Origin of the sequence: Duganella sp. S19_KUP01_CR8, assembly GCF_036688705.1 — a bacterium.
GTDB lineage: Bacteria > Pseudomonadota > Gammaproteobacteria > Burkholderiales > Burkholderiaceae_D > Rugamonas.
The window spans coordinates 118,403-143,156 of the sequence record NZ_JAQQPR010000008.1 but is presented as its reverse complement, the minus strand read 5'-3'; the positions used below and the strand labels follow the sequence as shown (position 1 = coordinate 143,156).

Sequence of the window (24,754 nt, the reverse complement as noted above, 5' to 3'; positions counted from 1 at the left end):
GTGCGTATCTTGCTCACCATGATTATGTGCCTTGCCGCCGGCCTGGGGCGGGCGTCCAACTTCAGCTTCGACGTCGCGCCGGGACCGCACAGCGTCGGCCTGCGCGTGGTCGGGCAGTACGACTACGCGCGCGGCTATCTCGGCAAATACGATGTCGTCACCGGCAAGCCGGTCAGCGGCGAAAGCGCGCGGCCGATGCAAACGGTGATCTGGTATCCGGCGCAAAAATCCGGCAAGGCGGTGGTGTATGGCGACTACTTCCGCCTGGCTGCCAGCGAGGAGCGCTTCGACATCACGGAAGCGGCGATCGCGACCAACGTCGAAGGCCGGCTGAACGGCGCACCGATAGGCGCCGCGCGGGCGCATGAGGAAATGAAGCGCCGCATGTGGGCGCTGCGCGACGCCAAGCCGGCCGCCGGAAAATTCCCGGTGGTGATCTATGCGCCTAGCTTCGGCGCCCAGACCTTCGAGAACGCCGACCTGTGCGAATACCTGGCCAGCCACGGCTATGTCGTCATCGCCAGTCCCAGCATGGGCGCGCGTGGGCGCACGATGACCGACGACCTCGAAGGCATCGAAGCGCAGGCCGGCGACATCGCCTTCCTGATCGGCTACGCCCACACGCTGCCGCAGGTGGACACCGCCCGCATCGCCGTCGCCGGCTACAGCTGGGGCGGCATCTCGAATGTCTTCGCCGCCGCGCGCGACAACCGCGTCAAGGCGTTGGTCAATCTGGACGGCTCGGTGCGCTACTGGCCGGAACGCGTCACGGAAGCGAAGTATGTGCAGCCGGCGCGCGTGGCCGTGCCGATGCTGTTCCTGGCCGCGCGTCCCCGTTCGCTGGAAGACCTCGCCAAGCGCGGCAAGCCCAACGCCAGCTTTCTGAACGAGCTCAAGTATTCCGACCTGTACACCGTCACCTTGCCGGCGATGGAGCATTTCGCCTTCGCTTCCGAGGCGCTGCGTTTCGTCGGCGACGATACCTACAACGATTACACGGCGGCGGAAGTGAGCCAGGCCCACGGCTGGATGGCGCGCTATACGCTGCAATTCCTGGACGCCTATCTCAAGCAGCAGGCCGGCGCCAAGGCCTTCCTGAGCAAGCCGCCCCGCCAGAACGGCGTGCCGGACCATCTGCTGACGGTGTCGACCCACTTGTCGGAAGGCGCGCCGCCGACGCTGGAGATGCTGGCCCACGAAGCATCCGCCAGCGGCTTTGCCGACGTGCAGAAAGTGTACGAGGGCATGCGCAAGCTGGATCCGAAATTCGAAGTGAGCGAGTACGCGCTCAACTACTGGGGCTACCAGTTGCTGCGCGCCGGCGACCACCGCGGTGCGATCGCCGTGCTGACGCTGGTGACGACCTTGCATCCGGACAGCGGCAACGCCCACGACAGCCTGGCCGAAGCGTACGAGGCGGCGCAGGACAAGCCGCAAGCGATCCAGCACTACCAGCGCTCGCTGCAGCTCGATCCGAAGAACGGCAATGCCGTCCAGCACCTGAAATTGCTGGGCGCACCGCTGTGATCGTGTCGGCGAACTTGACAGTGGCCAGCGCGCCGTCCCGGCGGCGCGCGCTAATGGACTGATTACAAAGGAGGAGCAGAGCACGGCACGATAAATGCGTCACACCGCCGCGTGTCCGCCTGGCGCGGACTGGTGTTTCGACGCATGGGAAAGGATATCGTATGCGCATTGCTCCCTCTCTGTTGCTGGCCTCCTTGCTGTTGGCGGCCAGCTTGCCCGGCAAGGCCTTTTGTCCCAAGAATGGCTTTGTCTGTTTCATCACGTCCAAGTCGGCCGGCAGCCTGACCCACCAGGACATCACCCAACGCGGCATCGAAGCGCTCGACAAGCGTTACTTCGCCGTACCCAAGCTGACGGCGTCGATGCAGAAGGCGCTGGACCAGATCATCGAGGCCGACGCCAAGGTCGATGAAGACCAGACCAGCTCGGCCAAGCACTTCGACGGCGAGAACGCGGCCGGCGCCCAGCTGCGCCTGGCCACGCTCAAGCAGAACGTGCTGGACGCGTTGCGCAGCGATCCGATCAACGCCACCGGCGCGCGCGACAATCTCGGCAGCGCGCTGCACACCATCCAGGACTTCTATTCGCACAGCAACTGGGTCGAGCAGGGCAACAGCGGCGCCCATCCCGGCGTCGGCCGCCCCGGCCCGCTGGCCTTCGCCGGCCCCGCCACGCCGACCTGCGCGGGCTTCACCGACACCGGCCTGTTCTGCGCCAACTCGTCCAACCTGACCGGCGGCCTGCTCACCAGCGGCTATTACGGCGGCGAGGACCGGGTCAAGCCGGGCGCTTTCAAATGCAGCCACGGCGGCCCGCTCGACAAGAGCTCGCCGTCCAGCGATCCGCTCGGCTACTTCCGCGAAGGCATCAACAAGGACACGCTGTATTGCGACATCTCGCCGCACAGCGGCTTCCACGGCACGGCGGCGGCGGCGGCCATCGCCGGCACCCAGCAGTTCGTCGAAGACATCAAGGCCGAGATCACGCCGGCCCAGCTGAAGGCGCTGCTCGGCGCCGGCCCCACGCTGGCCTTCGCCATCGACACCACCGGCAGCATGGGCGGCATCATCGCCGGCGTGCGCGCCTCGGCCACCAGCATCGTCGACGCCCGCCTCGGCACCGACGAGGAACCGCTGCAGTACGTGCTGGCGCCGTTCAACGACCCGTTCACCGGCCCCACCATCGCCACCAACGACGCCGGCCTGTTCAAGGGCGCCATCAGCGGCCTGGGCGCCTCGGGCGGCGGCGACTGTCCCGAGCTGGCCATGACCGGCATGTACAACGGCCTGTCGCTGGCCGACCCCGGCGGCGACCTGTTCATGTACACCGACGCCACCGCCAAGGACGCCGGCCTGGCCGGCGCCGTCATCAGCCTGGCCAAGAGCAAGGACATCAAGATCTATCCGGTGCTGTTCGGCAGCTGCTCGCCGCTGACGCCGGGCTTCCTGCAGGCTGCGGCCGAGACCGGCGGCCAGGTGTTCTTCCTGTTCGGCAGCGAGGCCGCCAACGTCACCCAGCTGGCCGACCTGGTGGTGCGCAACAACGTGGTGCAGGTGCTGTCGCTGGTCGACACCTATCCCAGCGCCAAGAGCTACACGGTGCCGGTCGACAGCAGCATGAGCCGGCTGACGGTGTCGGTCAGCGGCACCCTGCAGGGCGTGCAGCCGGCGGTCACGCTGACGCGGCCGGACGGCGTGGTGATCACCGCCGCCAACGCCACCAAGTTCCTGAGCCTGTCGAGCGGCGTCATCATCTCGGTCGACAGTCCGCCGCGCGGCGCCTGGACGCTGGCCATCGACGGCTCGACCAGCCAGACCTACGTCAACGTCAACGGCGTGGCCGACCTGGCCTTCAACTCCTTCAAGCTGAACCGTTTCGGCGCGCAGCCGCCGCACCAGGGCTTGCTGGCCATCGACGGCGAACCGGGACCGGGGCAGGCGCTGTATGCGGTGGCCTCGCTGACCGGCATCGCCAGCGCGCCGCAATTCCAGCTGCGCCGCAAGAACTTCGAGTTGCTGTCGCCGCTGGCGCTGGAGCAGGACCAGACCGACGGCGGCAAGTTCTTCGGCGCGCTGACCATACCGAATGAAGCCTTCGTCGCCTATGCCACCGGCAGCGATAGTTCCGGCTTCCCGTATCAGCGGCTGGTCAGCGTGATGGTGCAGCCGCAGACGGTGTCGGTGACGCCGCCGTCGCGGCAAGACCTGCGGCCCGGCGTCAGCACCACGCTGATGTACCAGGTGCGTAACGACGGCCCGGCCGGCACCTTCGGCATCAGCGCCACCGACGACCAGCACTACATCAAGTCGGTCTCGCCCACCACGCTGACCCTGGCCAGCGGCGAGAGCGCCAGCATCGCGGTCACGCTGATGCCGCCGGCCGGCGCGCGCATCGGCAGTTCCGACAGCATCACGGTGTCGGCGCAGAGCACCAGCGTCGCCACCGTCCACAACAGCGCATCGCTGACGGTGTTCGTCACCGGCGCCGTGCAGGTGCCGGGTCGGCCCGACTTTACCGCCGCCATCGTCGGCCAGGAAAACGTGGCGCCCGGCGTCATCGGCGTTGACGTGCGGCTCACCAACATCGGCGTCGGCACCGCGCGCGACATGACCTTGTCCTCGCTGTCGCTGCGCACGCTGGCCGGCACCGGCACCGTCACGCTGAACACCGCCTTGTCGCCGGCGCTGCCGATGGTGACGCCGAACGTTGATGTCGGCAGCTTCTTCACCGTGCGCCTGACCTTCAACGTGCCCGCCACCGTGCAGCGCTTCAGCGTGATCGAAAACGGCAGCGTCACCGACCTGGGTGGCGTGATCTACGCCTACTCGCAGGCCCAATCCGTCATCCCGAAATAAACCGGAGGAACCGCTATGAAACCCCGATACCTGTGCGCGCTGGCCGCGCTGTTGTGGAATATGCTGTTGTGCTCTTTGTTGTGGGCGCCCGCCGCGCAGGCGGCGCCTGTGGTGTTCACCTTCTCCACCTTGCCCGCCGGCGGCGCGGTTACCGGCAATCCCGGCGACACGGTGGGGTGGGGCTATCAGCTGGTCAACACGGACACGCTGAACTGGTTCGTGCCGACCCAGCTGAATGCGTCGTCGTTCAGCATCGGCATACCGGACGCCAGCTACTTCGACTTCCCGGTGCTGGCGCCGGGCGCCACCGCCACCGTGGCCTTCGACGCGGCGACGCACGCCGGCTTGTACGGCTTGCAGATCTTCTCGTTCGCCTTGCCGGGCATGAGCGACAGCGGCAGCTTCTCCCTGTCCGGCGAATGGTGGAACGGCGATCCGCTGGCCGGCGGCACCTTCCTGCAAGTGTCGGACGTGCAGCTGGCGCCGCTGTCGGTCACGCTGGCGGTAGCGGCCGTGCCTTTGCCAGGTAGTCTTTGGTTGCTGGCGCTGGGCCTGGCCTTATTGTGGCTGGGCCAGCGCCGCCGCCAGGAAGGCGCGCAGTTCGGCCGCGCTCTGGGCTGACGGTGTAGTGGGCCGCACGTCCCGGTAGGCGCCGGGACCGGTGCGGCCCAGCAGCTTGAAGGATTTGCCGGCGTAGACGGTGGGCCGCACTTGCAGCAAGGCCAGTTGCGACCTGCCGTCGCCCGCCGCCCGCAGGTGCACGATGAACTGGCAGGCGTACTGGCGGCCCTCGGCGTTCCAGTAGTAGTCGACGTCGGGCGTGATCAGCACATCGTGGCGGCGCTGTTCCGCCGGCAGCTGCAGCCACGCCGCCAGCGCCGGGCTGGCCGGCGGCAAGGCCAGGTCGGCATCGGGCGGGAACAGCGGTGCGCCGTAGGGCAGGGCCATGCGGTAGCGCCGGTGTTCCTCGCGTTGCGCGGGCAGGCGCTGCACCGCTTGCAGTATCGCTTGCTGCGCCTGCTGCGGCGCCATGCGCACCGTCAGCCCGCCGTCCTGAGCGCGCGCCGTCGTCGACAGCAGCAACGCCAGCACGGCCAGGACTGTGCGTTTCATGTCAATCCCACTTGCGCATCAGCCGCTCCAGCTCGCCGTTTTTTTCGAGTTGGAACAGCGCGCGCTCCAGCCGCTCGTTGATGAAGGCGGCGAGTCTTTTGCTGGTCACGAAATACAGCTTGGCGCTGTACATCACTTGCGGCAGGATGCGTACCTTGTCTGCGGTGCCGGTGCGCACCAGCAGCCGTTGCAGGCCGGGGCCGCGGTGGAAGAACAGGCGTCCGCGTCCGGCGATCAGCTTTTGCAGGTTCAGTTGCGGATTGGTGGAATTGGCGTCGACTTCGATGCCGCCCATCTCGGCCAGGATCTCGCCGGCCGCGAAGCCGCGATTGATCAAGACGATATTGTCGGGAGCCAGGCGGCGCACGTCGTCCCAGTGCGTGATATTGATCGGGTCCTGGGCCCGCACCAGGAAGTGGTACTCGATGGTGTACAGCGCCGGTCCGAGGAAATGAAAGCGCTGTTCGCGCTCGGCGGTGCGTTGCATGGCGCACTGCACGTCCATCTGGCCGGTTTCCAGCTCCGAGTAGGCGCGTATCAGCGGCTTCCAGCGCTGGTCGCCGATGAACTGCAGCGTGGGTTCGATTTGTTCGACGGCGCGCATGATGTCGATGCACAGGCCGACCACGTTGTCCTTGCCGTCGGCGATGAACTTGGGTTCCGTACCCTCTTGCGCGGCGGTGCGTAGCACGATGGCATGGACAGGCAGGCTGGCCGATAGCACAAGCGCGCAGCATGCCGCGCCGAGCAGCCGGCCCCACCTGCTTTGCTGTACCGCCATCTGTTGCTCTCCATCTCGCATTGAGTTCTGTTTGATGACAAGCTTACACCAGTATCGGCCCGGCGTCTCATGGGCATAGGCGGACAAAACGATAGCCACCGCGCAGCGCGCCGGCGATGATTTCCATGCCGGCCTGATGCTCGCCTTGCACGAAACCGCATTTGTCCAGCACACGGGCCGAGGCGAGATTGTCGTCCGTGACGTAGGCCAGCAAACAGCTCAGCTGCCATCGCTGGTCCGCCAGCGCGATCAGGTGGCGCAGCGCGCGCGTGGCCAGGCCTTTGCCTGCCTGGTCGCTGGCGATGCGATAGCCGACTTCCGCGCTGGCCGCGTGGCGGTCGATGTCCTTCAGGTTGGCGCGTCCGACGATGCGGCCTTGCCCGTCCAGCATGACGCAGGGATGCCAGCTGCCGGCGGCGTAGCCGTCCAGGTATTGTTCGATATGCCGCCGCACGCCTTGCGGCGTATAGAACTCCTGCGCGCGCGGCGCGATGTGCTGTTCGAACCAGGTGCGGTTCTCCAGCTCGAATTGCAGCAGCGGCGCGGCGTCTTCAAGTTGCAGGGTTCTGATGAGGGTGTCGTTCATGTGGTCTCCAAAAAATCCTTCGAGCTGGCGACCAGGCCCGCGCAGGCCAGCGTGGCCATGCCCGCAGCCGTCAGCGCCGGAACGATGCCGTAGTGCGCGGCCAGCACTCCCCACGCCGCGCTGCCGGCGGTCTGGCCGGCGGCGATCGCCAGGATGTGCACCGACAGCGTCCTGGCGCGCACCGCGTCGGGAAAGGCTTTCTGCGCCGCGCCGTTGAGCGTGGTGACGATGGCCGACCACGCCACGCCGCCCATCACCACCAGCAGCAGGCGCAGCGGCTGCGAGGCGGCCAGGCCGATGGTCGCCAGCATGGCGCCATAGACGGCCAGGCCGCCGGCCAGCACCATGCGCCTGGCCGCATGGCGGCGCACGACCGGCAGCACGACGGCGGCCAGCACCGCGCCGGCGCCCAGTGCGCCCATCAGCGATCCGTAGGTGCCGGCGTCGCGGTGCAGCAGCGGCAGCAGCGCCGCGAACGCCGCCGACACAAAAAAGATGCCCATCCCATGCAGCAGCAGCGATCGATAGCGGGGCGAGGCGCAACTGATGCGCAGCGCGCTGCCCACGCTGTGGCGGCGGGCGGCGGGCGTCGTCGCGCGCGGCGGTTCCGCCGACCGCCATTGCCGGTAGATCCACAACAGAGCGCTGAAGGACAGCGCGTTGAACAGATACAGCGGACCGGCGCCCGCCAGCTGGAACAGCACAGCGCCCAGCGCGGGACCGGCCAGCGCCGCCAAGTTGTAGCTCAGATTGTTCAGCGTGGCGGCCGCTTCCACTTCCTGCGGCGGCACCAGCGAGGACATCGACGCCTGCCAGGCCGGCATCGTGAACGCCAGGCCGGCGCCCATGGCAAAGGTCAGCAGCAGCAGGGCCGGCACCGGCTGGCTGCCGCCATAGGACAGCAGCGCCATCGCGACGGCGGCCAGCGCCATCACGGCGTTGGTGCGGAACAGCAGCGTGGGCCGGTGCAGCGTATCGGCCAGCGCGCCGGCGGGCAGGGCGAACAGCAGCATCGGCGCCCACGTCGCGGTCTGCACCAGCGCCGTCAGCTGCGGCGAATGCGACAGCGAGGCGATCTGCCACGCCGCAGCGAAGGCCTGCATCCGGCTGCCCAGGTTGGACAGCAGATTGGCCAGCCACAGCTGGCGAAAGCGCGCATGGCGCAGCGGCTGGAAAATCGAAACGGCGTCAGGAGGCGATTGCATGGCTGAAGTCTAAAAGCGCGTCGCCGGGCGGGTCAATCTTGATTCCTGCAATCGACATTACAATAGGCCCATGAACAAAGACCTGTCCGCATCCGAGGCGGCGCGCATCCTCGGCGTCAGCCTCGCCACCCTGTACTCGTATGTCAGCCGGGGCATGCTGACGCCCAGCAGCGCGCAGGCCGAGCGCCGCAAACGCTATCCGCACGACGAGGTGCTGCGGCTGGCCGCGCGCAAGGCCGACGGCAAGCGTGGCGGCCACCAGGTCGCCGCCGCGATGAACTGGGGCACGCCGGTGCTGGAGACGCGCATCTCGCGCATCGCCGACGGCCGCCTGCACTATCGCGGCCACGACGTGCTGACGCTGGCCGACGGCGCGACGCTGGAGCAGGTGGCTTGCCTGTTGTGGGACGACGGCGGCCATGACTACTTTGCCGCAGCCGCCGTCCAGGCCGCGCTGCCCGCGCATGCGCTGGCGTCAATTGCCGCCATCCTGTCATCCATGCCGCCGTTGGAAGCGGCGATGTGCATGCTGCCGGTGCACGCGCAAGCCATCCCTGCGCAGGCGGACGATGCCCACGGCCGCTTCGTGGCCGGCGCCGCCTTGATGCGCTTGCTTGCCGGGCTGCTGCTGAAGCGCGCGCCTGATGCGGCGCCGCTGCACCTGCAAATCGCGCAAGCCTGGCAGGCAGACGCCGCGCAGGCCGACTGGATACGCGCCGCGCTGGTGCTGCTGGCGGATCATGAGTTGAATGCGTCCACCTTCACCGTGCGCTGCGTCGCCGCGACCGGTGCGGGCCTGGCCGCAACGCTCAGTGCAGGCCTGGCCGCCTTGTCCGGCCCTCAGCACGGCGGCGGCAGCACGTTGATCCGCGCGATGCTGGAAGTGGCGCTGGCGTCGGATAGTCTGGAGGACGGCATCGCCGCCTGGTTCGATGGCCGCGATCCCGCCCTGTTCGGCTTCTCGCATCCCCTGTACCCGCAAGGCGATCCGCGCGGGGCTTATCTGTTGGAGCGCATGGCGCAATGGCCGCAAGCCCGTGCCGTGCTGGAGATCGGCGTTCGCGTCGCCACCAGGCTGGGCATGCCGGCCAACGCCGACTACGCGCTGGCGGCCATGGGCATCGTCTGTGGATGGCCGCCGGCGGCCGGAGAAATCCTGTTCGCGCTGGCCCGTTCGGCCGGCTGGATCGCGCAAGCCGCAGAGCAGATCGCCGACGGCGGCATGATACGCCCGCGTGCGCGCTATGTCGGAAAATACCAAGTGGAATAACAACGAGAAAAATACGTATTTTGTCACGCTACGGAACGGGCTTCTTCACACGAGATTTGTCCTTGCGTATGACTACATTGCTACCGTTAAAAGTGATCCCTTCTGAATCTACACTGGCACGTACCAGCCAACGCTCACCCCAAGAGTTTTGTAGTAATACCTGCGTGAGTACCCCAGAATTTTCTCCTTCGCACTCTAATTCTCTTGTGCCACGGAACGCACGCTGAAGTTGTGGGCAGATGTCTGAAGGCAGAACTAAAGTGACCGGTTTTGGCTCTGCGATACCCACCATATAGGCGACGGCTTGAAATGGCCAATTGAAGACTTGCAAGTATTGAAGAATGAAAATGAAGAAGAATAGTGCGGAAAATGACGACGGAACTAGGTCAGTTCTGCGAATAGTACCGAGAATTCCGGATATGACGGCCAGCGCGCCCCAAGCAACGATGCTGTCGAGCATGGGTGGCATTTTGTGATTAACGCTAATGATAATTACAAAAATGAGGAGTGAAAAGAATGACGTAGTGGTAAGCCAAAAGATCGATTGCCAGAATGTGGAGCGCGACTCCGGGAATCCGAACTCTTTCAGCTGGCGCGATCTGAGGATTGTCGCGCACGCTCCCAATGCCAAGCATGCAAAGAAGAGTGCTTGCCAGTTGCTATCTCCTGTATCGGAAGTGCAGACCAAGTAAAGGCAGGATGTGAGTGATGCGCCCAGTACCTGAGCCGCAATACTGCGCCGAAGGAGCGATGATATTACTGGTCTGCGACTGGTGCCTCGCAGATTGTCGATGTCTATGTCGGCCATTCTAAACGCCCATGCTGGAGAAAAAACACCAACGCAAAACGCTGCAAAAAGGACGGTGCCGAGAAGGGCCGCCTTAAAAAGTACGATTGAAGCCTCGCCGATTTTCACGTTTGGGGTAAAGCCGTCACCAAGAGAAATGTAATAGCCCAGGATGAACGCGATGCCTACCGCTGAGCCGAGCCAGGCCGCCGTCGATCTCTTGTCCTTGTCGACTATCCAGTCCAGAAAGCGCGATTGCTTTTGTATGTTCGAAGTGTTTTCACGGGTTTTCCACTGTTTTCTCATCGATACTTCCCTTTGGAGTTAGGTCTCTTTAGAGTAGCAGGATCGCTGTTTGTCAACGTAGTTTGCCTTGTAGTTAAAGCGGCTCTGTTAGTATTGCCCTCACTTTGTTCCAGAAGAATTCCATTCGAAAGGCGGACTATGAGGAATGTCCTGGCAATCATCGCACTCTTGTTGTCGATGACCCGCGTGGCCGATGCGCAGCCAGCCATTGGCGCCGACTACGAAGTGCAAGACAAGGTGATGCTCACGACCCGCGACGGCGCCACCGTGTCGGGGATGCTGGTACGCCGAAAAGATGCGGCGCCCACGCTGCCAACGGTGCTGCAGTTCACCATCTACGTTCGCCCCGAGCGGGACCTGGCGAGTCTGAAAGAAATCGCCGACCGCGGCTATGTCGCCATGATGGCCTACAGCCGTGGAAAGTACCTGAGTCCGGACCCCATTGCACCGTACGAGTATGACGCCAAGGATGCCTACGATGTCATCGATTGGATCAGTCGCCAGCCGTGGAGCAATGGCGCGGTCGGCATGTTCGGCGGCAGCTACAACGGCTTTACGCAATGGGCGGCGGCCAAGACTTTGCACCCGGCCCTTAAGACCATCGTGCCCTATGTGGCGAACCGCCCGGGAATGGGTTTGCCGATGGAGAACAATGTCTTCATCAATCCAAACTACCAGTGGGCCTTCTACGTCGGCAACAACCAGACCCTCGACAGCGCCGTCAACGATGACCGCGAGCGCTTCCGCAAGATGCAGTTCGCCTGGTGGAACAGCGGCGCTGCCTATCGCACCATCGACCAGATCGACGGCGTGCCCAACCCCTTGCTGCAACGCTGGATGCAGCACCCATCCTACGACGCTTACTGGCAGGCGATGGCGCCGTACAAGGAAGAGTTTGCCCAGATCCGGATACCGGTATTGTCGGTGGACGGTTACTACAACGATTCGCAGGTATCCGGCCTGAATTATCTGCGTGAGCACCTGCGCCATGTGCCGAACGCCGAGCACTACCTGATCATCGGTCCTTACGGCCACTTCGGGGCGCAGCGCGGCGGCGAAAAGCTCATCAATGGCATGGAAGTGCCGGACGCTGCGCTGATCGATACCAAGGCCATCACGTATCAATGGCTGGACTACATCCTGAAAAGCGGACCCAAGCCCGCCGTGTTGAAGGACAAGATCAACTACCAGGTCATGGGGAGCGAGCAGTGGCGCAGCGCGCCTTCGCTGGCAGCGATGAGCAATGAAACGCTCAAGCTCTACTTGAGCAATGTGCCGCTCGCAAGCGCAAGCAAGCATCGCGCGCACCTTCTGAGCGCCACCCAGCCGGACAAGCCGGCCATGCTCAAGCAGGTGGTCGACTTTCGGGACCGCAAGCAGTTCAATAATGACTACTACCCGGGTTCGATCGTGACAGACGAGATCGATACGAGCAGCGGCTATATTTTTATCAGCGCACCGTTCGAGGACGAGGTGTTGTACAACGGCGCCTTTGGCGGCGAGATTGTCGCGCGTATCAACAAGCGCGACTTCGACCTGGGCGTGACCATGTACGAGCTGACGCCGGAGGGGAAGTACTTCCACCTCTCTTACATCATCAATCGCGCCAGCTATGCGAAGGATCCAAGCCGCCGCATGCTGCTCACGCCTGGCCAGCTTGAGCGCATCCCGCTGGGCACGACCAAGTTGGTCAGCAAGCGGCTGGGCAAGGGAAGCCGGCTGGTGGTCTACCTGAACGTGAACAAAAACCCGTTCTCACAACTGAATTACGGCACAGGCAAGGATGTGAGCGATGAAACTATTGCCGATGCGAAGGAGAAGCTGAAGGTAGAATGGTCGAATCGCAGCTATATCACGGTGCCGATCTTGCGATTGGTGCGGGAAAAAAATTGAAGACTGCCAAGTTGCGCCTGCTGTTACTGCTGTGTGTTCAGACCTCCCTGGCAGGTGCTGGCGTCCAGCATCTTTCCGAGCCGCAGTTCGTTCAGACGCTCACCAACAACAGCATTATGGACGGCGTGGTCAGCGCGGTGGCGCAGGACGCCCAGGGGTATATCTGGGCCGGCGGCGCGACCGGCGTGGCGCGCTATGACGCCTATCAATTCGTCAGATTCCCGCTGAAGGAGCGTGCCGGCGATGCCGAGCTGATCAGTTTCGTCTCGACGATCGCGGCCGGGCGCGACGGACGGGTGTGGCTGGGCCTGCCCTCGGTCGGGCTGGTGGCGCTGGACCCGCGCACCGGGCTCTCGGTGTTTTACCGTCACGATCCGAAGACCCCGCAATCGTTGGCCCCGGGCTCGATCCGCGCCATCATTTCCGACGGCGCGGATGGTTTCTGGATCGGCACCCAGGGCGGGGGGCTGGATCACTTTGATCCGCCCACAGGCCGCTTCTCGCACGTGCGTGCCGCGGACGGCGGCCTGCCGGACAACAATATCGGAGCCTTGCTGCTCGACCGCCGCGGCGACCTGTGGGTGGGCAGCGAGAAGGGACTGGTGCGCAAGGCGCGCGCGGCCGACCGCTACCTGCCGGCGCTGCGCGATCCGCAGGATCGGGCAAGGCTGGCGCGCCAGGTGGTGTCCAGGCTGCGGGAAGACCGCGCCGGCCGCCTGTGGGTCGGCACCGTGAGCGGCGAGCTGTTGATTGTGGACCCGGTTTCCGGACAGGCCACCTGGCTGCTCGATGGCGAGGCCGCGCCGGGCAACGCGGTCAACGCCATCGAGGAAACCGATGGCAACCAGATGTGGATAGGGCGGACCAACGGCATAGAAATCCGGGCGGCCGACAGCGGCGCGCTGCAGCAACGGATACGGCACATCGCCAGGCGGATCGGCTCGCTGGCTGCGCCCATCGTGCAGGGCATCGTGCGCGACCGTTCGGGGGTGCTGTTTGTCGGCACCTACGGCGGTGGCGTGCAGCGCTATGTGCCGCCGCTGCCGGGCATTGCCGTCCACCGGCCGGCGCTCGACGATCCATCGGACGGCATCGTCACGCGCAGCATCGTTGAAATGCGCAACGGCGAAATCTGGCTGGGGCGCGGGGAGTTTGGCGTTTCCGTGCTCGACCAGAGCTTGCAGCGCACCGGCGACATGGCGCTGCCCGCCCAGCCCGCGCGAGGCAGTGCGCCCGACGAGCAGGTGATCAGCCTCGCGCGCGGGCGCGACGGACATGTCTGGACCGGCACCGGCACCGGCGTGTATGAATTCGACGAGGGCCGCCGCTTCCTACGGCGTTTCGACGTCGCCGGCGGCGCCCGGCGGATGCTGGCCGACCGCGATGGCGTGTTGTGGGTCGGCACCCCGAATGGACTGCTGCGCAAAGCCCCGGACGCGGGCGCGCCGACGCCGGTGATGCTGGCGGGCGGCGGCCAGATGCGCGGCATAGTCGACGCCGTGGTGCCGGATCCGGCAGGGCGTCTGTGGGCCGGCACCGCCGCTGGCGTGTTCCGCATCGACGCCGCCAGCGGCACGGCGCGCAAACTGGAGGCGGCGCCGAAACCGGCCGATGGCCGCTACGCCGTGAAAGGCATGCTGGCCGATGCCGACGGACTGTGGATCGACTCCGACGGCGGGCGCTATCGCGTCGACCGCTTTGAGGGGGACACGGCGCGCTACACGCTGGCCATCGATAGCAAGGGGGCGGACGGGCATCCGATCGGCGCCAATTTGCTGCGCGACCGGGCCGGGAGGATATGGACCCAGCGCGGCATGTACGACCCCGCCTCTGGGCGCTATGACGAATTGAGCCTGGCCGACGGGGTCGATATCGGCACCGGCTGGTTCCGCTCATATGCCCAATTGCGCGACGGCCGCATGCTGTTCGGCGGCTCGTCCGGCCTGTTGGTGGTGGAGCCGGATAAATATGCGGTCTGGTCGTATCGTCCACCGGTGTTGCTCACCGCGCTGTCGGTCGGCGCGCGGCAGGTGGAGCTCCCCGCATCGGGCGGGATCACCGTCGCACCGCCGCAGCGCTCGTTCCGCGCCGAGTTCACCGCGCTCGACTACAGCGCCCCCGAGCGCAACCGCTATCGCTACCGGCTGTTTGGGTATGATTCCGGCTGGCGCGAAACGGCTGCCAACCTGCGCGTGGCCAGCTACGACAACTTGCCGCCCGGCGAATACACGCTGCAGGTGCAGGGCAGCAACCGCAACGGCGTATGGAGCGATGCGCAGGCGTCGCTGGCGGTGACGGTGTTGCCGGCCTGGTGGGAAACATGGTGGGCCAGGCTGGGCATGCTGGCGCTGGCCGGCGCCGCCGTGATGGGCGTGGTGCAGTGGCGTACCTTGCGCCTGCGGCGCGGCAAGGAAGTACTGGAATCGCGCATCGCCGAGCGCACCGCGGAGCTGCAGGAAATGGCGGCCGCGCTGGAGGCCAAGTCGCAGGCGCTGGAATTGGCCAGCCTGACCGATCCGCTGACAGGGTTGCACAACCGCCGCTTCCTTGCCGAGCGCATCGATGCGGACATCGCGCTGTCCATCCGCCACCACGAGGACCGCCAGCGCCGCCCCGAGGCGCCAGTCGAGGAGGCCGATCTGATCTTCTTCCTGATCGATATCGATCATTTCAAACAGGTGAATGACCACTACGGGCACGGCGGCGGCGACGCGGTGCTCAGCCAGATGCGCCACCGCTTGCTCAGCATTTTCCGCGAGAGCGATTATGTGATTCGCTGGGGCGGCGAGGAATTCCTGGTGGTCGCGCGCGGCACCCGGCGCGAGCGCGCGGCGGAGTTGGCGGAACGCGCGCGCATGGCGGTGGCCGACCAGCCGTTCGCGCTGCCGGACGGCAGCCTGCTGCAGAAAACCTGCTCGGTCGGCTATGCATGTTTCCCGCTGTCCAGCCGATTCCCGCGCGCGCTGGACTGGTCGGCTGTCAGGGAGATTGCGGATGCGTCCCTGTACCTGGTGAAGAACGGTGGCCGCAACGGCTGGTACGGGGTGACGGAAGTGAGCCCTCAGGATGTGGAAGGCCTGCGAGTATTGATGCGGCAACCTTTGGCGACATGGGAGGAGTCGGGCTGCGTCACCATCCAGCGCTCCTGGCGCACGCCGGCGAGCCCCTGAAGATCGTCGCCGGCTATGGTGAGGGACGCAAAAAAAGCCTACGCGCCGGAGCGGTAAGCCTCAATTGGTACTACTGAATTCGGTGGTAGGCCGTGCGGGATTCGAACCTGCGACCAACGGATTAAAAGTCCGCTGCTCTACCAGCTGAGCTAACGACCCCCGAAAGAGGCCGTATTATATACAGCCTGCCGGCAACTGCAAAGGGTTTTGTGAAAACAATTTATTCCCTTCTTACTTCATCCCCAGCGCCGCCGTCACCTTCAGCACTTCGTCGGCCGTGGTCACGCCTTCCTGCACCTTCATCGCGCCGGCGATGCGCAGCGGCTTCATGCCGTCGGCCACGCTCTGGCGGCGCAGCGCCTGGATGTCAGTCTGCTCGCGCACCATGTCGCTGAAGCCCGAGGTCACCGTCAGCAACTCGTAGATGCCGGTGCGGCCGCGATAGCCGGTCTGCCGGCATTCGGGACAGCCCACCGCGCGATACACCGTGGTCGGCTTGGGCAAGTCCCAGGCGCCGCCTATGCTGTGCCAGATGTCGTCGGTCAGTTCGCCGTCGTCCTTCTTGCATTCGGTGCACAGCGTGCGCACCAGGCGCTGCGCCATGATGCCGATCAGCGTCGCCTCCAGCAGGTAGTAGGGCACGCCCAGTTCCAGCAGGCGCATCACGGCGGACGGCGCGTCGTTGGTGTGCAGGGTCGACAGCACGAGGTGGCCGGTCAGCGCGGCCTGGATCGCCATCTCGGCGGTGGCCAGGTCGCGGATCTCGCCGACCATGATGATGTCCGGGTCTTGCCGCATCAGCGCGCGCACGCCGTCGGCGAACGACAGGTCGATGCCCGGCTGCACCTGCATCTGGTTGAAGGCCGGCTCCACCATTTCGATCGGGTCTTCCACCGTGCAGACGTTGACTTCCGACGTCGCTAGCGCCTTCAGCGTGGTGTACAGGGTGGTGGTCTTGCCGGAGCCGGTCGGCCCCGTCACCAGGATGATGCCGTGCGGGCGCGCGGTCAGTTCGTCCCAGCGCTGCGCGTCGTCGACCGGGAAGCCCAGTTCCGGCAAGGTCTTCACCACCACGTCGGGATCGAAGATACGCATCACCAGTTTCTCGCCGAAGGCGGTCGGCAGCGTCGACAAACGCAGTTCGATTTCCTGGCCGCCGGCGGTGCGGGTCTTGATGCGGCCGTCCTGCGGGCGGCGCTTCTCGATCACGTCCATGCGTCCCAGCAGCTTGATGCGCGCGGTCATGGCGATCATCACCACCGCCGGCACCTGGTACACCTGGTGCAGCACGCCGTCGATGCGGAAGCGGATCGCCGCCATGTCGCGCTTGGGTTCCAGGTGGATGTCCGAGGCGCGCTGTTCGAACGCGTACTGCCACAGCCAGTCGACGATGTTGATCACGTGCTGGTCGTTGGCGTCGACCTGCTTGTTGGTCTTGCCCATCTCGACCAGTTGCTCGAAGTTGTTGCGCAGCGCCAGGTCGTTGGTGTTGTTCTTGTTGGCCTTCTTGATCGACTTGGCCAGGCTGAAGAACTGCGTGGTGTACTGCGCGATGTCGAGCGGGTTGGCGATCACGCGGCGTATCGTGCGGCGCGAGATCTTGGCGATCTCCGCTTCCCACTCGACCGCGTAGGGATCGGCGGTGGCCACCACCAGCGTGTCGCCGTTCAGCTCCAGCGGCAGGATGTTGAAGCGCGCCGCGTAGCTGGCCGACATCACGTCGGCCACGCGGGTGAAATCTATCTTCAGCGGATCGATGCGGGTGAAGGCCAGGCCGGTGCGCGCCGCCAGCCATTCGCACAGCGCGTCCAGGGTCAGCAGCTTGTGCGGCGGCAGCGCCGACAGCAGCTTGCCGTGCGCCACCGCGCACAGCGGATGCATGGGGCCGATCGCGTTTTTCAGGATGCCCTGGCTTTGCGCGTACAGTTCCTTGACTTCGGCCTTGCGTATCATGCCGTCGGCCAGCAGCCAGGTGTAGATCTGCTGCAGATCGAGCGGCGCCGGTTTGGCGGCGGGACTGATGCTAGGTGCGGACGTTGCGGACATCGTGCCACTTTCAAAAGTCGGCAGCGGAACGGCCCGCTGCCGCATTAGCCTTGCTTACTTCGCTGCTATGCCTATACCGATGCCCTTGACCCAGGTCTTGGCCGGCAGCTTGGTGTCGGCGGTGATCTGCGCGGCGCGCGCCGCCAGCGCCTCCAGGTCGATCGCGCGCTTGCGCTTGAAGGCGATCGCCACCACGTTACCATCATGTACCTGCGGCAGGCAAATGACTTGCTCGAACGCGAACTTGATGGCCTTGATGTTGCGCGCGTAGCTGGGATGGTCGCCGAACAGGTTGACCGTCATGATGCCGTCGTCGGCCAGGCAGGCGTTGCAGGACTGGTAGAACTCGGCGCTGTCGAGCACCGGGCCGCGCGCGGTGGCGTCGTACAGGTCGACCTGCAGCACGTCCAGCGTGCCGGCGTTGGCCTCGTCGTTGACGTAGTCGAGGGCGTCCATCTCCACCACGCGCAGGCGCTCGTCGTTGTCCGGCAGCTTGAACATCGAGGCGCAGATGGCGATCACCGACGGGTTCAGCTCGACGGCCGTGACGGCGGCCTCGGGGAAGGTGGTGTAGCAGTATTTGGTCAGCGTGGCCGTGCCCAGGCCCAGCTGGGCGATCTGCGCCGGCTTTTCCAGCCACAGCATCCAGGCCATCATCTGTTGTGCGTATTCCAGCTCAGGCCAGTTCGGCTTGCGGATGCGCATCGCGCCCTGCACCCATTCCGTGCCGAAATGCAGGTAGCGCACGCCATCCTGCTCCGACAGCGTCACCGGCGCGTACCTGGGCTTGCGGGTGGCGGGCGAGGCGGGACGGGAGGATTCGACTTGTTCGATGGATTTTCGTTTGATCAGCATGGCATGGAGGGGCGACAGAGGTGAACCGGCATTATCCCGCGATGCCTTGCAGCAAAGCAAGCCTGAAAACGACACTGCCGGTCATCGGACCGGCAGTGCTGGGGGAGGAGCGGGAGATTAACGCTGCATCGGCTCGACGACCACGCGCAGGCGCACGCGCTCGCCCGGATCGTAGGACATCACGCTGGTGTAGTTGCGGCCGCGATAGTCGTAAGTGACTTCATAGCCGGAAGTGCGCGATTCCCAGTGGTCGACGGTGCGGCACTGTTTCACTTGCTGTTCCTGGGTGCCGCCGCTGGACGGGGTGTTGGCGTTGTCGATGCGGTCGCCTGCAACGGCGCCGGCGATGGCGCCCGCCGCGGTGGCGACCGAGCGGCCGGTGCCGCCGCCGACCTGGTTACCGGCCAGGCCGCCGATCAGGCCGCCGATGATGGCGCCGCCCACGCCGCGCGATGGCGCCGGCTGCTGGACCTGCACGTACTCGGTGCGGCATTCCTGGCGCGGACGGTTGATTTGCTCCACTTGCGGGGTCACACGAACCACACGGCCGAAATCTTCAAAGTCGGCAGCTTGAGCTTGAACAGCGAAAGGCAGGGCGCCTACGCACAGTACGGATGCGATCAATTTGGCTTGCAAGTTCATTTGGTACCTCGTTTCAGTTTGGATGTCTTATCAGGGGCTCTGATATTGCATGGTTTGTATGGTAATCCGGGAAGCGGGCTGCAACTAGTGCTAAACAGGTATCTGTGGCAACAAATTGTAACAGTGGTCACGAAACGGCGTCGCCCGGCCAAAAGTGGGAATTGTGCCGATTTGACCCCTAAAACACTTACAAAATGTTCTGTTTTTAACAAATATTGCGTGGGTCATCACATTCGTGTTGATCTAGGAGGAACAACACGTTACCCTAATATGCGTATGGGATTCGAGAAACATATTGAATCAGCCATGGCGAACGCAGACCAGTTTGCCGTGTAAAGTGGACAGGTGCTCAAATTATTTACTCTTTAATTCACAAAATAGGCACGCTCGACAGTAAAGTGGACACACCGTACATACCAGGTCAAATTGAGGGAAACATGAGTTTGCTAATGACCGTGCCGCCCAACCTCGTGCAATCGATCCGCGCCTTCCGCGTGGTCGAACTGCAAGAAGAAGCGGCCCGCCTCGGACACCACTTCCTGTACGCGCATTGCATCGCCGGCGCGACCAAGCAGCAAGTCCTGGGCATCATTGCGGAATCGTTCCAGTTCCCCAAGGGTATAGGCAAGAATTTCGATGGTTTGCGGACAACATTAACCGAAACCATGGCCGGCGCCGGCACCCAGGAGGGTTTCCTGGTGGTGCTGGAGCAATTGCCCAATACCCAGAAATTTGACAAGGAAGCACGGGAAACCCTGCTGGATGTCTTCCGCGACGCTGCCGATTACTGGGCCGACAAAAAAGTCCCATTCCGGGTATTTTACTCCTTCGAGTAAGCCGGAGCCGTCTCCCACGCCAGCGTGGGGGCGGGTGTTCTGCGCCCCGTAGCGCCCTGCTGCATTGCAACAAATCTTGTTCAGTTGTAGTCCCGACTGCCTGAACAAGGTACAATGTCGGCCTATGAAAAACATCGTCATCTTGATTTCCGGTCGCGGCAGCAACATGGAAGCGGTCGTCCGCGCGGCGCAAGCCGAGCGCTGGCCCGCCCGTATTGCGGCCGTCATCAGCAACCGCGCCGACGCCTCCGGGCTGGTATTCGCTGCTGAACATGGAATTCCGACGGCTATTGTTGCCAATAAAGACTATGCCAGCCGCGCCGAGTTCGACGCAGCCCTGCAAACCGTGATCGACGGCTTCCAGCCCGATCTGGTGGTGCTGGCAGGTTTCATGCGGATTTTGACGGAGCAGTTTGTCGCGCATTACGCCGGCCGCATGCTCAACATCCATCCATCGCTGCTGCCGCTGTTCCCCGGCCTGGCGACACATGCGCAGGCGCTGGCCGCCGGCGTGGCAGAGCATGGGGCGACGGTGCATTTCGTGACGGCCGAACTCGATCACGGGCCGATGGTGGCGCAAGCCGCCGTGCCCGTGTTGCCCGACGATACGGTTGAAACCCTGTCCGCCCGCGTGCTGCAGCAGGAGCATGTCATTTACCCGCGTGCGATACGCTGGTTTGTAGAAGACAGGTTGACGATAGCGCAGGGCGCGGTCCACGTGGACCACACAAAGTAAAACTAACCAAGGAATTCCATGAGATTGCCACCAGCGATACTCGCCAACGCCGAAGAAGTGTTGCGCGAGATTTTGCGCTTTGCCGCGCCGGCCGACACCACCCTGTCGCGCTATTTCAAAGACCACCATCGCCTGGGCGGCCGTGAGCGCGGCGCCATCGCCGAGTGCATCTACAACGTGCTGCGCAATAAATCGTTTTATACCGATTTCTCCGAAGCCGGCGGCGGCGCCACCATGCGTCGCCTGACCCTGCTGGGCATGGCGGACGCGGTCGGCGTTGAATCGCTGGGCGGCCTGACCGAGGACGAAGTGTCCTGGGTCGAGCGCATCCTGCAAATCGACCGCAAGGTGATGCACAAGTCGAGCCGCTCGAACATGCCGAAGTGGCTGTTCGACAAGCTGGTCGAGCAGATGGGCGAGGAAGAAACGCTGGCGCTGGCCGACGGCATGAACTCGCCTGCGCCGCTGGACCTGCGCGTCAACGCCATGAAGGCGACCCGCGACGAGGTGGCCGCCAAGCTGGCCGAAGCGCCGATCCGCAGCACGCCGACGCCGTTCGCGCCGCTGGGTCTGCGCGTGCTGCAAAAGCCTGCGCTGCAAAACCTGCCGCTGTTCAAGGACGGCCATATCGAAGTGCAGGACGAGGGCAGCCAGATCCTGTCGGCCATCGTCGGCGCCAAGCGCGGCGAGATGGTGGTGGACTTCTGCGCCGGCGCCGGCGGCAAGACGCTGGCACTGGGCGCGACCATGCGCAACACCGGCCGCCTGTACGCCTTCGACGTTTCCGAGAAGCGCCTGGCCAAGCTGAAGCCGCGCCTGGCGCGCAGCGGCCTGTCCAACGTGCATCCGGTGCAGATCGCGCACGAACGCGACGCCAAGATCAAGCGCCTGGCCGGCAAGATCGACCGCGTGCTGGTCGATGCGCCATGCTCGGGCCTGGGTACCCTGCGCCGCAATCCTGACGTCAAATGGCGCCAGCAGCCGAGCGCGATCGGCGAACTGCAAGTCAAGCAGGCCGCCATCCTGGCCGGCGCCGCGCGCCTGTTGAAGGGCGGCGGCCGCCTGGTCTACGCCACCTGCAGCTTCCTGGACGACGAGAACGAATTCATCGCCAAGCAATTCCTGGACACCCATCCGGACTTCGAACTGGTGCCGATGAGCAAGGTGCTGGTTGAGCAGCGCATCGAGCTGGAGATGGGCGACTATCTGAAGCTGCTGCCGCATAAGCACCAGACCGACGGCTTCTTCGCCGCCGTGTTCGAGCGCAAGCCGATGGTCAAGAAAGTCATCGTCAAGGATGACGAGGAAGCCGCCGACGAGTAATCGGCCGCATGACTCATCGCAAAAGGCCGGGCTTCCGGCCTTTTTTACGTTAATCTACACACCTCAGCCAACACACCCAGCGCTATGACACAACAACAGCCTCTGCTCAATCTGATCGACGACCTGACCGGCGACCTGCAAGATCCCAGCCGCCTGTGGCAAATCGCCGCCATCGTCGGTTCCGTGATCCTGGGCTGGGGCCTGGCGCGGTTGCTGAAGAAACGCTTTGGCCGCCAGGAGGTGCAGAGCGGCATGCTGGGCTTCGGGGTGGAGAGTTTCGGCCGCGTGATGGCGCCGCTGGCCGTGGTCTGCCTGCTAGCCTTGTCGCGCGTGGCGCTGGCCAAGTATCACTTCCACGTCAACCTGATCAAGGTGGCCTTGCCCATCTTCGGTTCGCTGGTGGTGATCCGCTTCACCGTCTACCTGCTGCGCCGCGTGTTTGCGCGCCACGGCCAGATCAGCGCCACCATGCTGGCCTTCGAGAAAGTGTTCCAGCTGCTGGTGTGGCTGGCTTTCGTGCTGTATATCACCGGCCTGTACCAGGAAGTGTTCGATTTCATGGATGGCACCGTTTTGCCGCTGGGTAAATACAAGGTGTCGCTGGCCGATATTTTGCAGGCCACCATTTCGGTGATCGTGCTGCTGATGCTGGCGATGTGGGCCGGCGCCGCGCTGGAAGAGCAGCTGATGAAAGTGCAGGGCATGCATTCCAACCTGCGGGTGGTGGTGGCGCGCACGGCGCGCGCGCTGCTGATCCTGGTGGCGGTGTTGATGAGCTTGTCGCTGGTGGGCATCGACCTGACGGTGCTGTCGGTGTTCGGCGGCGCGCTGGGCGTCGGCCTGGGCTTGGGCTTGCAGAAGATCGCCAGCAACTACGTGTCCGGCTTCGTGATCCTGCTGGACCGCAGCCTGACCATCGGCGACATGATCACCGTCGATAAATACAGCGGCCGTGTGACGCAGATCAACACCCGTTACACCGTGCTGCAAGGCCTGGACGGCGTCGAATCCATCGTGCCGAACGAGATGCTGGTGTCGGGCGCGGTGCAGAATTCCTCGCTGTCGAGCAGCATGCTGAATATCTCGACCAAGGTGTCGGTGGCGTATGACACCGATGTCGACATGGTGCTCAAGCTGCTGGAAGACGCCGCCTTGACGGTGGAGCGGGTGCAGAAGGAAGACAAGCTGCCGTCGGCGCAGCTGCTGAGCTTTGGCGCGGACGGCCTGGATTTGCAGGTCAATTTCTGGATCAACGATCCGCAGAACGGCCGCGGCGGCGTGACCTCGGACGTCAACCGCGCGATCTGGCGCGCGCTGAAGGCCGCCAACATTTCCGTGCCGTTCCCGCAGCGCGAAATGCGCATCCTCGGCCCCGTGCCGGAGCAATTCGGGCCGCAGGAAAGCACGACCGTGCCACAGAAATCGTCAGTGACCGAGGGAAATCCTTCCGCTAATCACGTTTAAATCAGCGTACAATAACGTCCAAAAGTACGACTGACGGACTTCCTGCGCCTGCTAAAAACGCAATCTTGGCGGAACGACCGCACAGCGAGACACGCCCACTTTGGAGTAGTAATGATTTTTAGTTTAAATGCTGTACTGGATTTTTTGTCTAACGGCGTCACCCGACTCACCGCCTGGCAAGTGTTCTTCTATACGCTGGCAGTTACGCACATCACCATCGCCAGTGTGACCATCTACCTGCACCGCCACCAAGCGCACCGCGCGCTGGAGTTGCACGCCATCCCCAGTCATTTCTTCCGTTTCTGGCTGTGGCTGACGACCGGCCAGGTGACCAAGGAGTGGGCGTCGATCCACCGCAAGCACCACGCCAAGTGCGACACCGAGGAAGATCCGCACAGCCCGGTCACGCGCGGCATCAAGAAAGTCTTCTGGGAAGGCGCCGAGCTGTATCGCGCTGAATCGAAGAACCTGGAAACCATGGAAAAGTATGGCCATGGCACGCCGGACGACTGGATCGAACGCAATCTGTACACCCGCTTCAGCTGGCAGGGTGTGGCGGCGCTGCTGGTGGTCAACTTTGTATTGTTCGGTGTGATCGGTATCAGTGTGTGGGCCGTGCAGATGATGTGGATCCCCGTCACGGCGGCCGGCATCATCAACGGCATCGGCCACTACTGGGGCTACCGCAACTACGATTGCTCCGACGCGGCAACCAACATCATCCCGTTCGGCATCCTGATCGGCGGCGAAGAGCTGCACAACAACCACCACACCTTCGCCACCTCGGCCAAGCTGTCGTCGAAGTGGTATGAATTCGACATCGGCTGGGGCTACATCCGCGCGCTGGAAATGGTGGGCCTGGCCAAGGTCAAGAAACGCGCACCGGAGCCGAAGTTCGCCAAGGGCAAGATCGAAGCCGACTTCGACACGCTGCAATCGGTTATCGCCAACCGTTACGACGTGATGGCCAAGTACGCCAAATCGGTCAAGCATGCCTGGAAAGAAGAGCTGGAACACCTGAAAGACAAGGCCCAGCTGGAAGCCCGCTTCCTGAAATCGTCGCGCAAGCTGTTGCAGCGCGAGCCGGGCAAGCTGGAAGCACCGCAGCAGCAACAGCTGGTGGAATTGTTCCAGCACAGCAAAGCGCTGGAAACCATGCACACGATGCGCGTGGAACTGGGTGTGATCTGGGAGCGTTCGCACTTCACCCGCGACCAGTTGCTGCACAAGCTGCAAGACTGGTGCAACCGCGCTGAAGCGTCGGGCATCAAGTCGCTGCAAGACTTCTCGCTCCGCCTGCGCAGCTACGCATAAGAAAGACTTGATACAATTGAACGGCCCCGAAATTCGGGGCCGTTT

At 64.1% G+C, this 24,754-nt stretch carries 19 protein-coding genes and 1 tRNA gene; 11 read left to right on the top strand and 9 right to left on the bottom strand.

Annotated elements, in window-relative coordinates:
• The 3 genes from V6M89_RS10525 (at position 1) to V6M89_RS10515 (ending at position 5,003) form a co-directional block, all read left to right on the top strand.
• Positions 1-1,527 carry a dienelactone hydrolase family protein gene (locus V6M89_RS10525; RefSeq protein ID WP_332853138.1) on the top strand — a complete coding sequence of 509 codons (1,527 nt, stop codon included), beginning with the start codon at positions 1-3 and terminating at the stop codon, positions 1,525-1,527.
• 161 nt (positions 1,528-1,688) lie between these two features.
• Positions 1,689-4,382, top strand: coding sequence for a hypothetical protein (locus tag V6M89_RS10520; RefSeq protein WP_332853137.1), 2,694 nt, complete (start codon positions 1,689-1,691; stop codon positions 4,380-4,382).
• 15 nt (positions 4,383-4,397) lie between these two features.
• A complete protein-coding gene (locus V6M89_RS10515; protein ID WP_332853136.1) occupies positions 4,398-5,003 on the top strand; it encodes a cupredoxin domain-containing protein in 606 nt (201 codons plus the stop codon).
• On the opposite strand, the gene V6M89_RS10510 is transcribed toward V6M89_RS10515, so the two are convergent.
• The 4 genes from V6M89_RS10510 to V6M89_RS10495 form a co-directional block, all read right to left on the bottom strand.
• A complete protein-coding gene (locus V6M89_RS10510) occupies positions 4,941-5,495 on the bottom strand; it encodes a hypothetical protein (RefSeq protein ID WP_332853135.1) in 555 nt (184 codons plus the stop codon). The two genes, V6M89_RS10515 and V6M89_RS10510, sit on opposite strands and share 63 nt — an antisense overlap.
• A gap of 1 nt (position 5,496) precedes the next feature.
• Positions 5,497-6,276, bottom strand: a complete 780-nt coding sequence (locus tag V6M89_RS10505; protein ID WP_332853134.1) for a substrate-binding periplasmic protein — start codon at positions 6,274-6,276, stop codon at positions 5,497-5,499.
• 67 nt (positions 6,277-6,343) lie between these two features.
• Positions 6,344-6,862: a GNAT family N-acetyltransferase gene (locus tag V6M89_RS10500; RefSeq protein ID WP_332853133.1), complete on the bottom strand. Its 519-nt coding sequence runs from the start codon at positions 6,860-6,862 to the stop codon at positions 6,344-6,346.
• A complete protein-coding gene (locus tag V6M89_RS10495; RefSeq protein WP_332853132.1) occupies positions 6,859-8,067 on the bottom strand; it encodes an MFS transporter in 1,209 nt (402 codons plus the stop codon). The genes V6M89_RS10500 and V6M89_RS10495 overlap by 4 nt, the downstream gene beginning before the upstream one ends.
• Before the next feature lie 70 nt (positions 8,068-8,137).
• Between V6M89_RS10495 and V6M89_RS10490 the strand changes: the two genes are divergently transcribed.
• Complete coding sequence (locus V6M89_RS10490; protein ID WP_332853131.1) at positions 8,138-9,337, top strand: citrate synthase family protein; 1,200 nt, start codon at positions 8,138-8,140, stop codon at positions 9,335-9,337.
• A 28-nt stretch (positions 9,338-9,365) separates the two neighbouring features.
• Here V6M89_RS10490 and V6M89_RS10485 read toward each other — a convergent pair whose 3' ends face one another.
• Positions 9,366-10,430: a hypothetical protein gene (locus tag V6M89_RS10485; protein WP_332853130.1), complete on the bottom strand. Its 1,065-nt coding sequence runs from the start codon at positions 10,428-10,430 to the stop codon at positions 9,366-9,368.
• Positions 10,431-10,568: 138 nt separating this feature from the next.
• Between V6M89_RS10485 and V6M89_RS10480 the strand changes: the two genes are divergently transcribed.
• Complete coding sequence (locus tag V6M89_RS10480; protein ID WP_332853129.1) at positions 10,569-12,323, top strand: CocE/NonD family hydrolase; 1,755 nt, start codon at positions 10,569-10,571, stop codon at positions 12,321-12,323.
• Complete coding sequence (locus tag V6M89_RS10475; protein ID WP_332853128.1) at positions 12,320-15,493, top strand: diguanylate cyclase; 3,174 nt, start codon at positions 12,320-12,322, stop codon at positions 15,491-15,493. Before V6M89_RS10480 ends, V6M89_RS10475 begins: the two co-directional genes overlap by 4 nt.
• Positions 15,494-15,576: 83 nt before the next feature.
• Here the strand turns inward: V6M89_RS10475 and V6M89_RS10470 are convergent.
• From V6M89_RS10470 to V6M89_RS10455, 4 genes are all read right to left on the bottom strand, one after another.
• Positions 15,577-15,652: transfer RNA gene (locus V6M89_RS10470), tRNA-Lys, on the bottom strand.
• A 72-nt stretch (positions 15,653-15,724) separates the two neighbouring features.
• Positions 15,725-17,539, bottom strand: a complete 1,815-nt coding sequence (locus tag V6M89_RS10465) for a GspE/PulE family protein (RefSeq protein ID WP_332853127.1) — start codon at positions 17,537-17,539, stop codon at positions 15,725-15,727.
• Between the two features lie 54 nt (positions 17,540-17,593).
• Complete coding sequence (locus tag V6M89_RS10460; RefSeq protein ID WP_332853126.1) at positions 17,594-18,394, bottom strand: spermidine synthase; 801 nt, start codon at positions 18,392-18,394, stop codon at positions 17,594-17,596.
• A gap of 117 nt (positions 18,395-18,511) precedes the next feature.
• Entirely contained in the window at positions 18,512-19,036 is a 525-nt protein-coding gene (locus tag V6M89_RS10455) for a glycine zipper 2TM domain-containing protein (protein ID WP_332853125.1), read from the bottom strand.
• A 437-nt stretch (positions 19,037-19,473) separates the two neighbouring features.
• Here V6M89_RS10455 and V6M89_RS10450 point away from each other — a divergent pair, with 437 nt between their 5' ends.
• The 5 genes from V6M89_RS10450 (at position 19,474) to V6M89_RS10430 (ending at position 24,709) form a co-directional block, all read left to right on the top strand.
• Entirely contained in the window at positions 19,474-19,872 is a 399-nt protein-coding gene (locus V6M89_RS10450) for a barstar family protein (RefSeq protein WP_116990492.1), read from the top strand.
• Between the two features lie 124 nt (positions 19,873-19,996).
• A complete protein-coding gene (gene purN / locus V6M89_RS10445; RefSeq protein ID WP_008451497.1) occupies positions 19,997-20,608 on the top strand; it encodes a phosphoribosylglycinamide formyltransferase in 612 nt (203 codons plus the stop codon).
• Between the two features lie 18 nt (positions 20,609-20,626).
• Positions 20,627-21,931: an RsmB/NOP family class I SAM-dependent RNA methyltransferase gene (locus tag V6M89_RS10440; RefSeq protein ID WP_332853124.1), complete on the top strand. Its 1,305-nt coding sequence runs from the start codon at positions 20,627-20,629 to the stop codon at positions 21,929-21,931.
• Between the two features lie 84 nt (positions 21,932-22,015).
• Positions 22,016-23,395 carry a mechanosensitive ion channel family protein gene (locus tag V6M89_RS10435; RefSeq protein ID WP_332853123.1) on the top strand — a complete coding sequence of 460 codons (1,380 nt, stop codon included), beginning with the start codon at positions 22,016-22,018 and terminating at the stop codon, positions 23,393-23,395.
• Positions 23,396-23,506: 111 nt separating this feature from the next.
• Positions 23,507-24,709, top strand: a complete 1,203-nt coding sequence (locus V6M89_RS10430; protein WP_332853122.1) for a DesA family fatty acid desaturase — start codon at positions 23,507-23,509, stop codon at positions 24,707-24,709.
• The last annotated feature ends 45 nt before the right edge of the window (positions 24,710-24,754 follow it).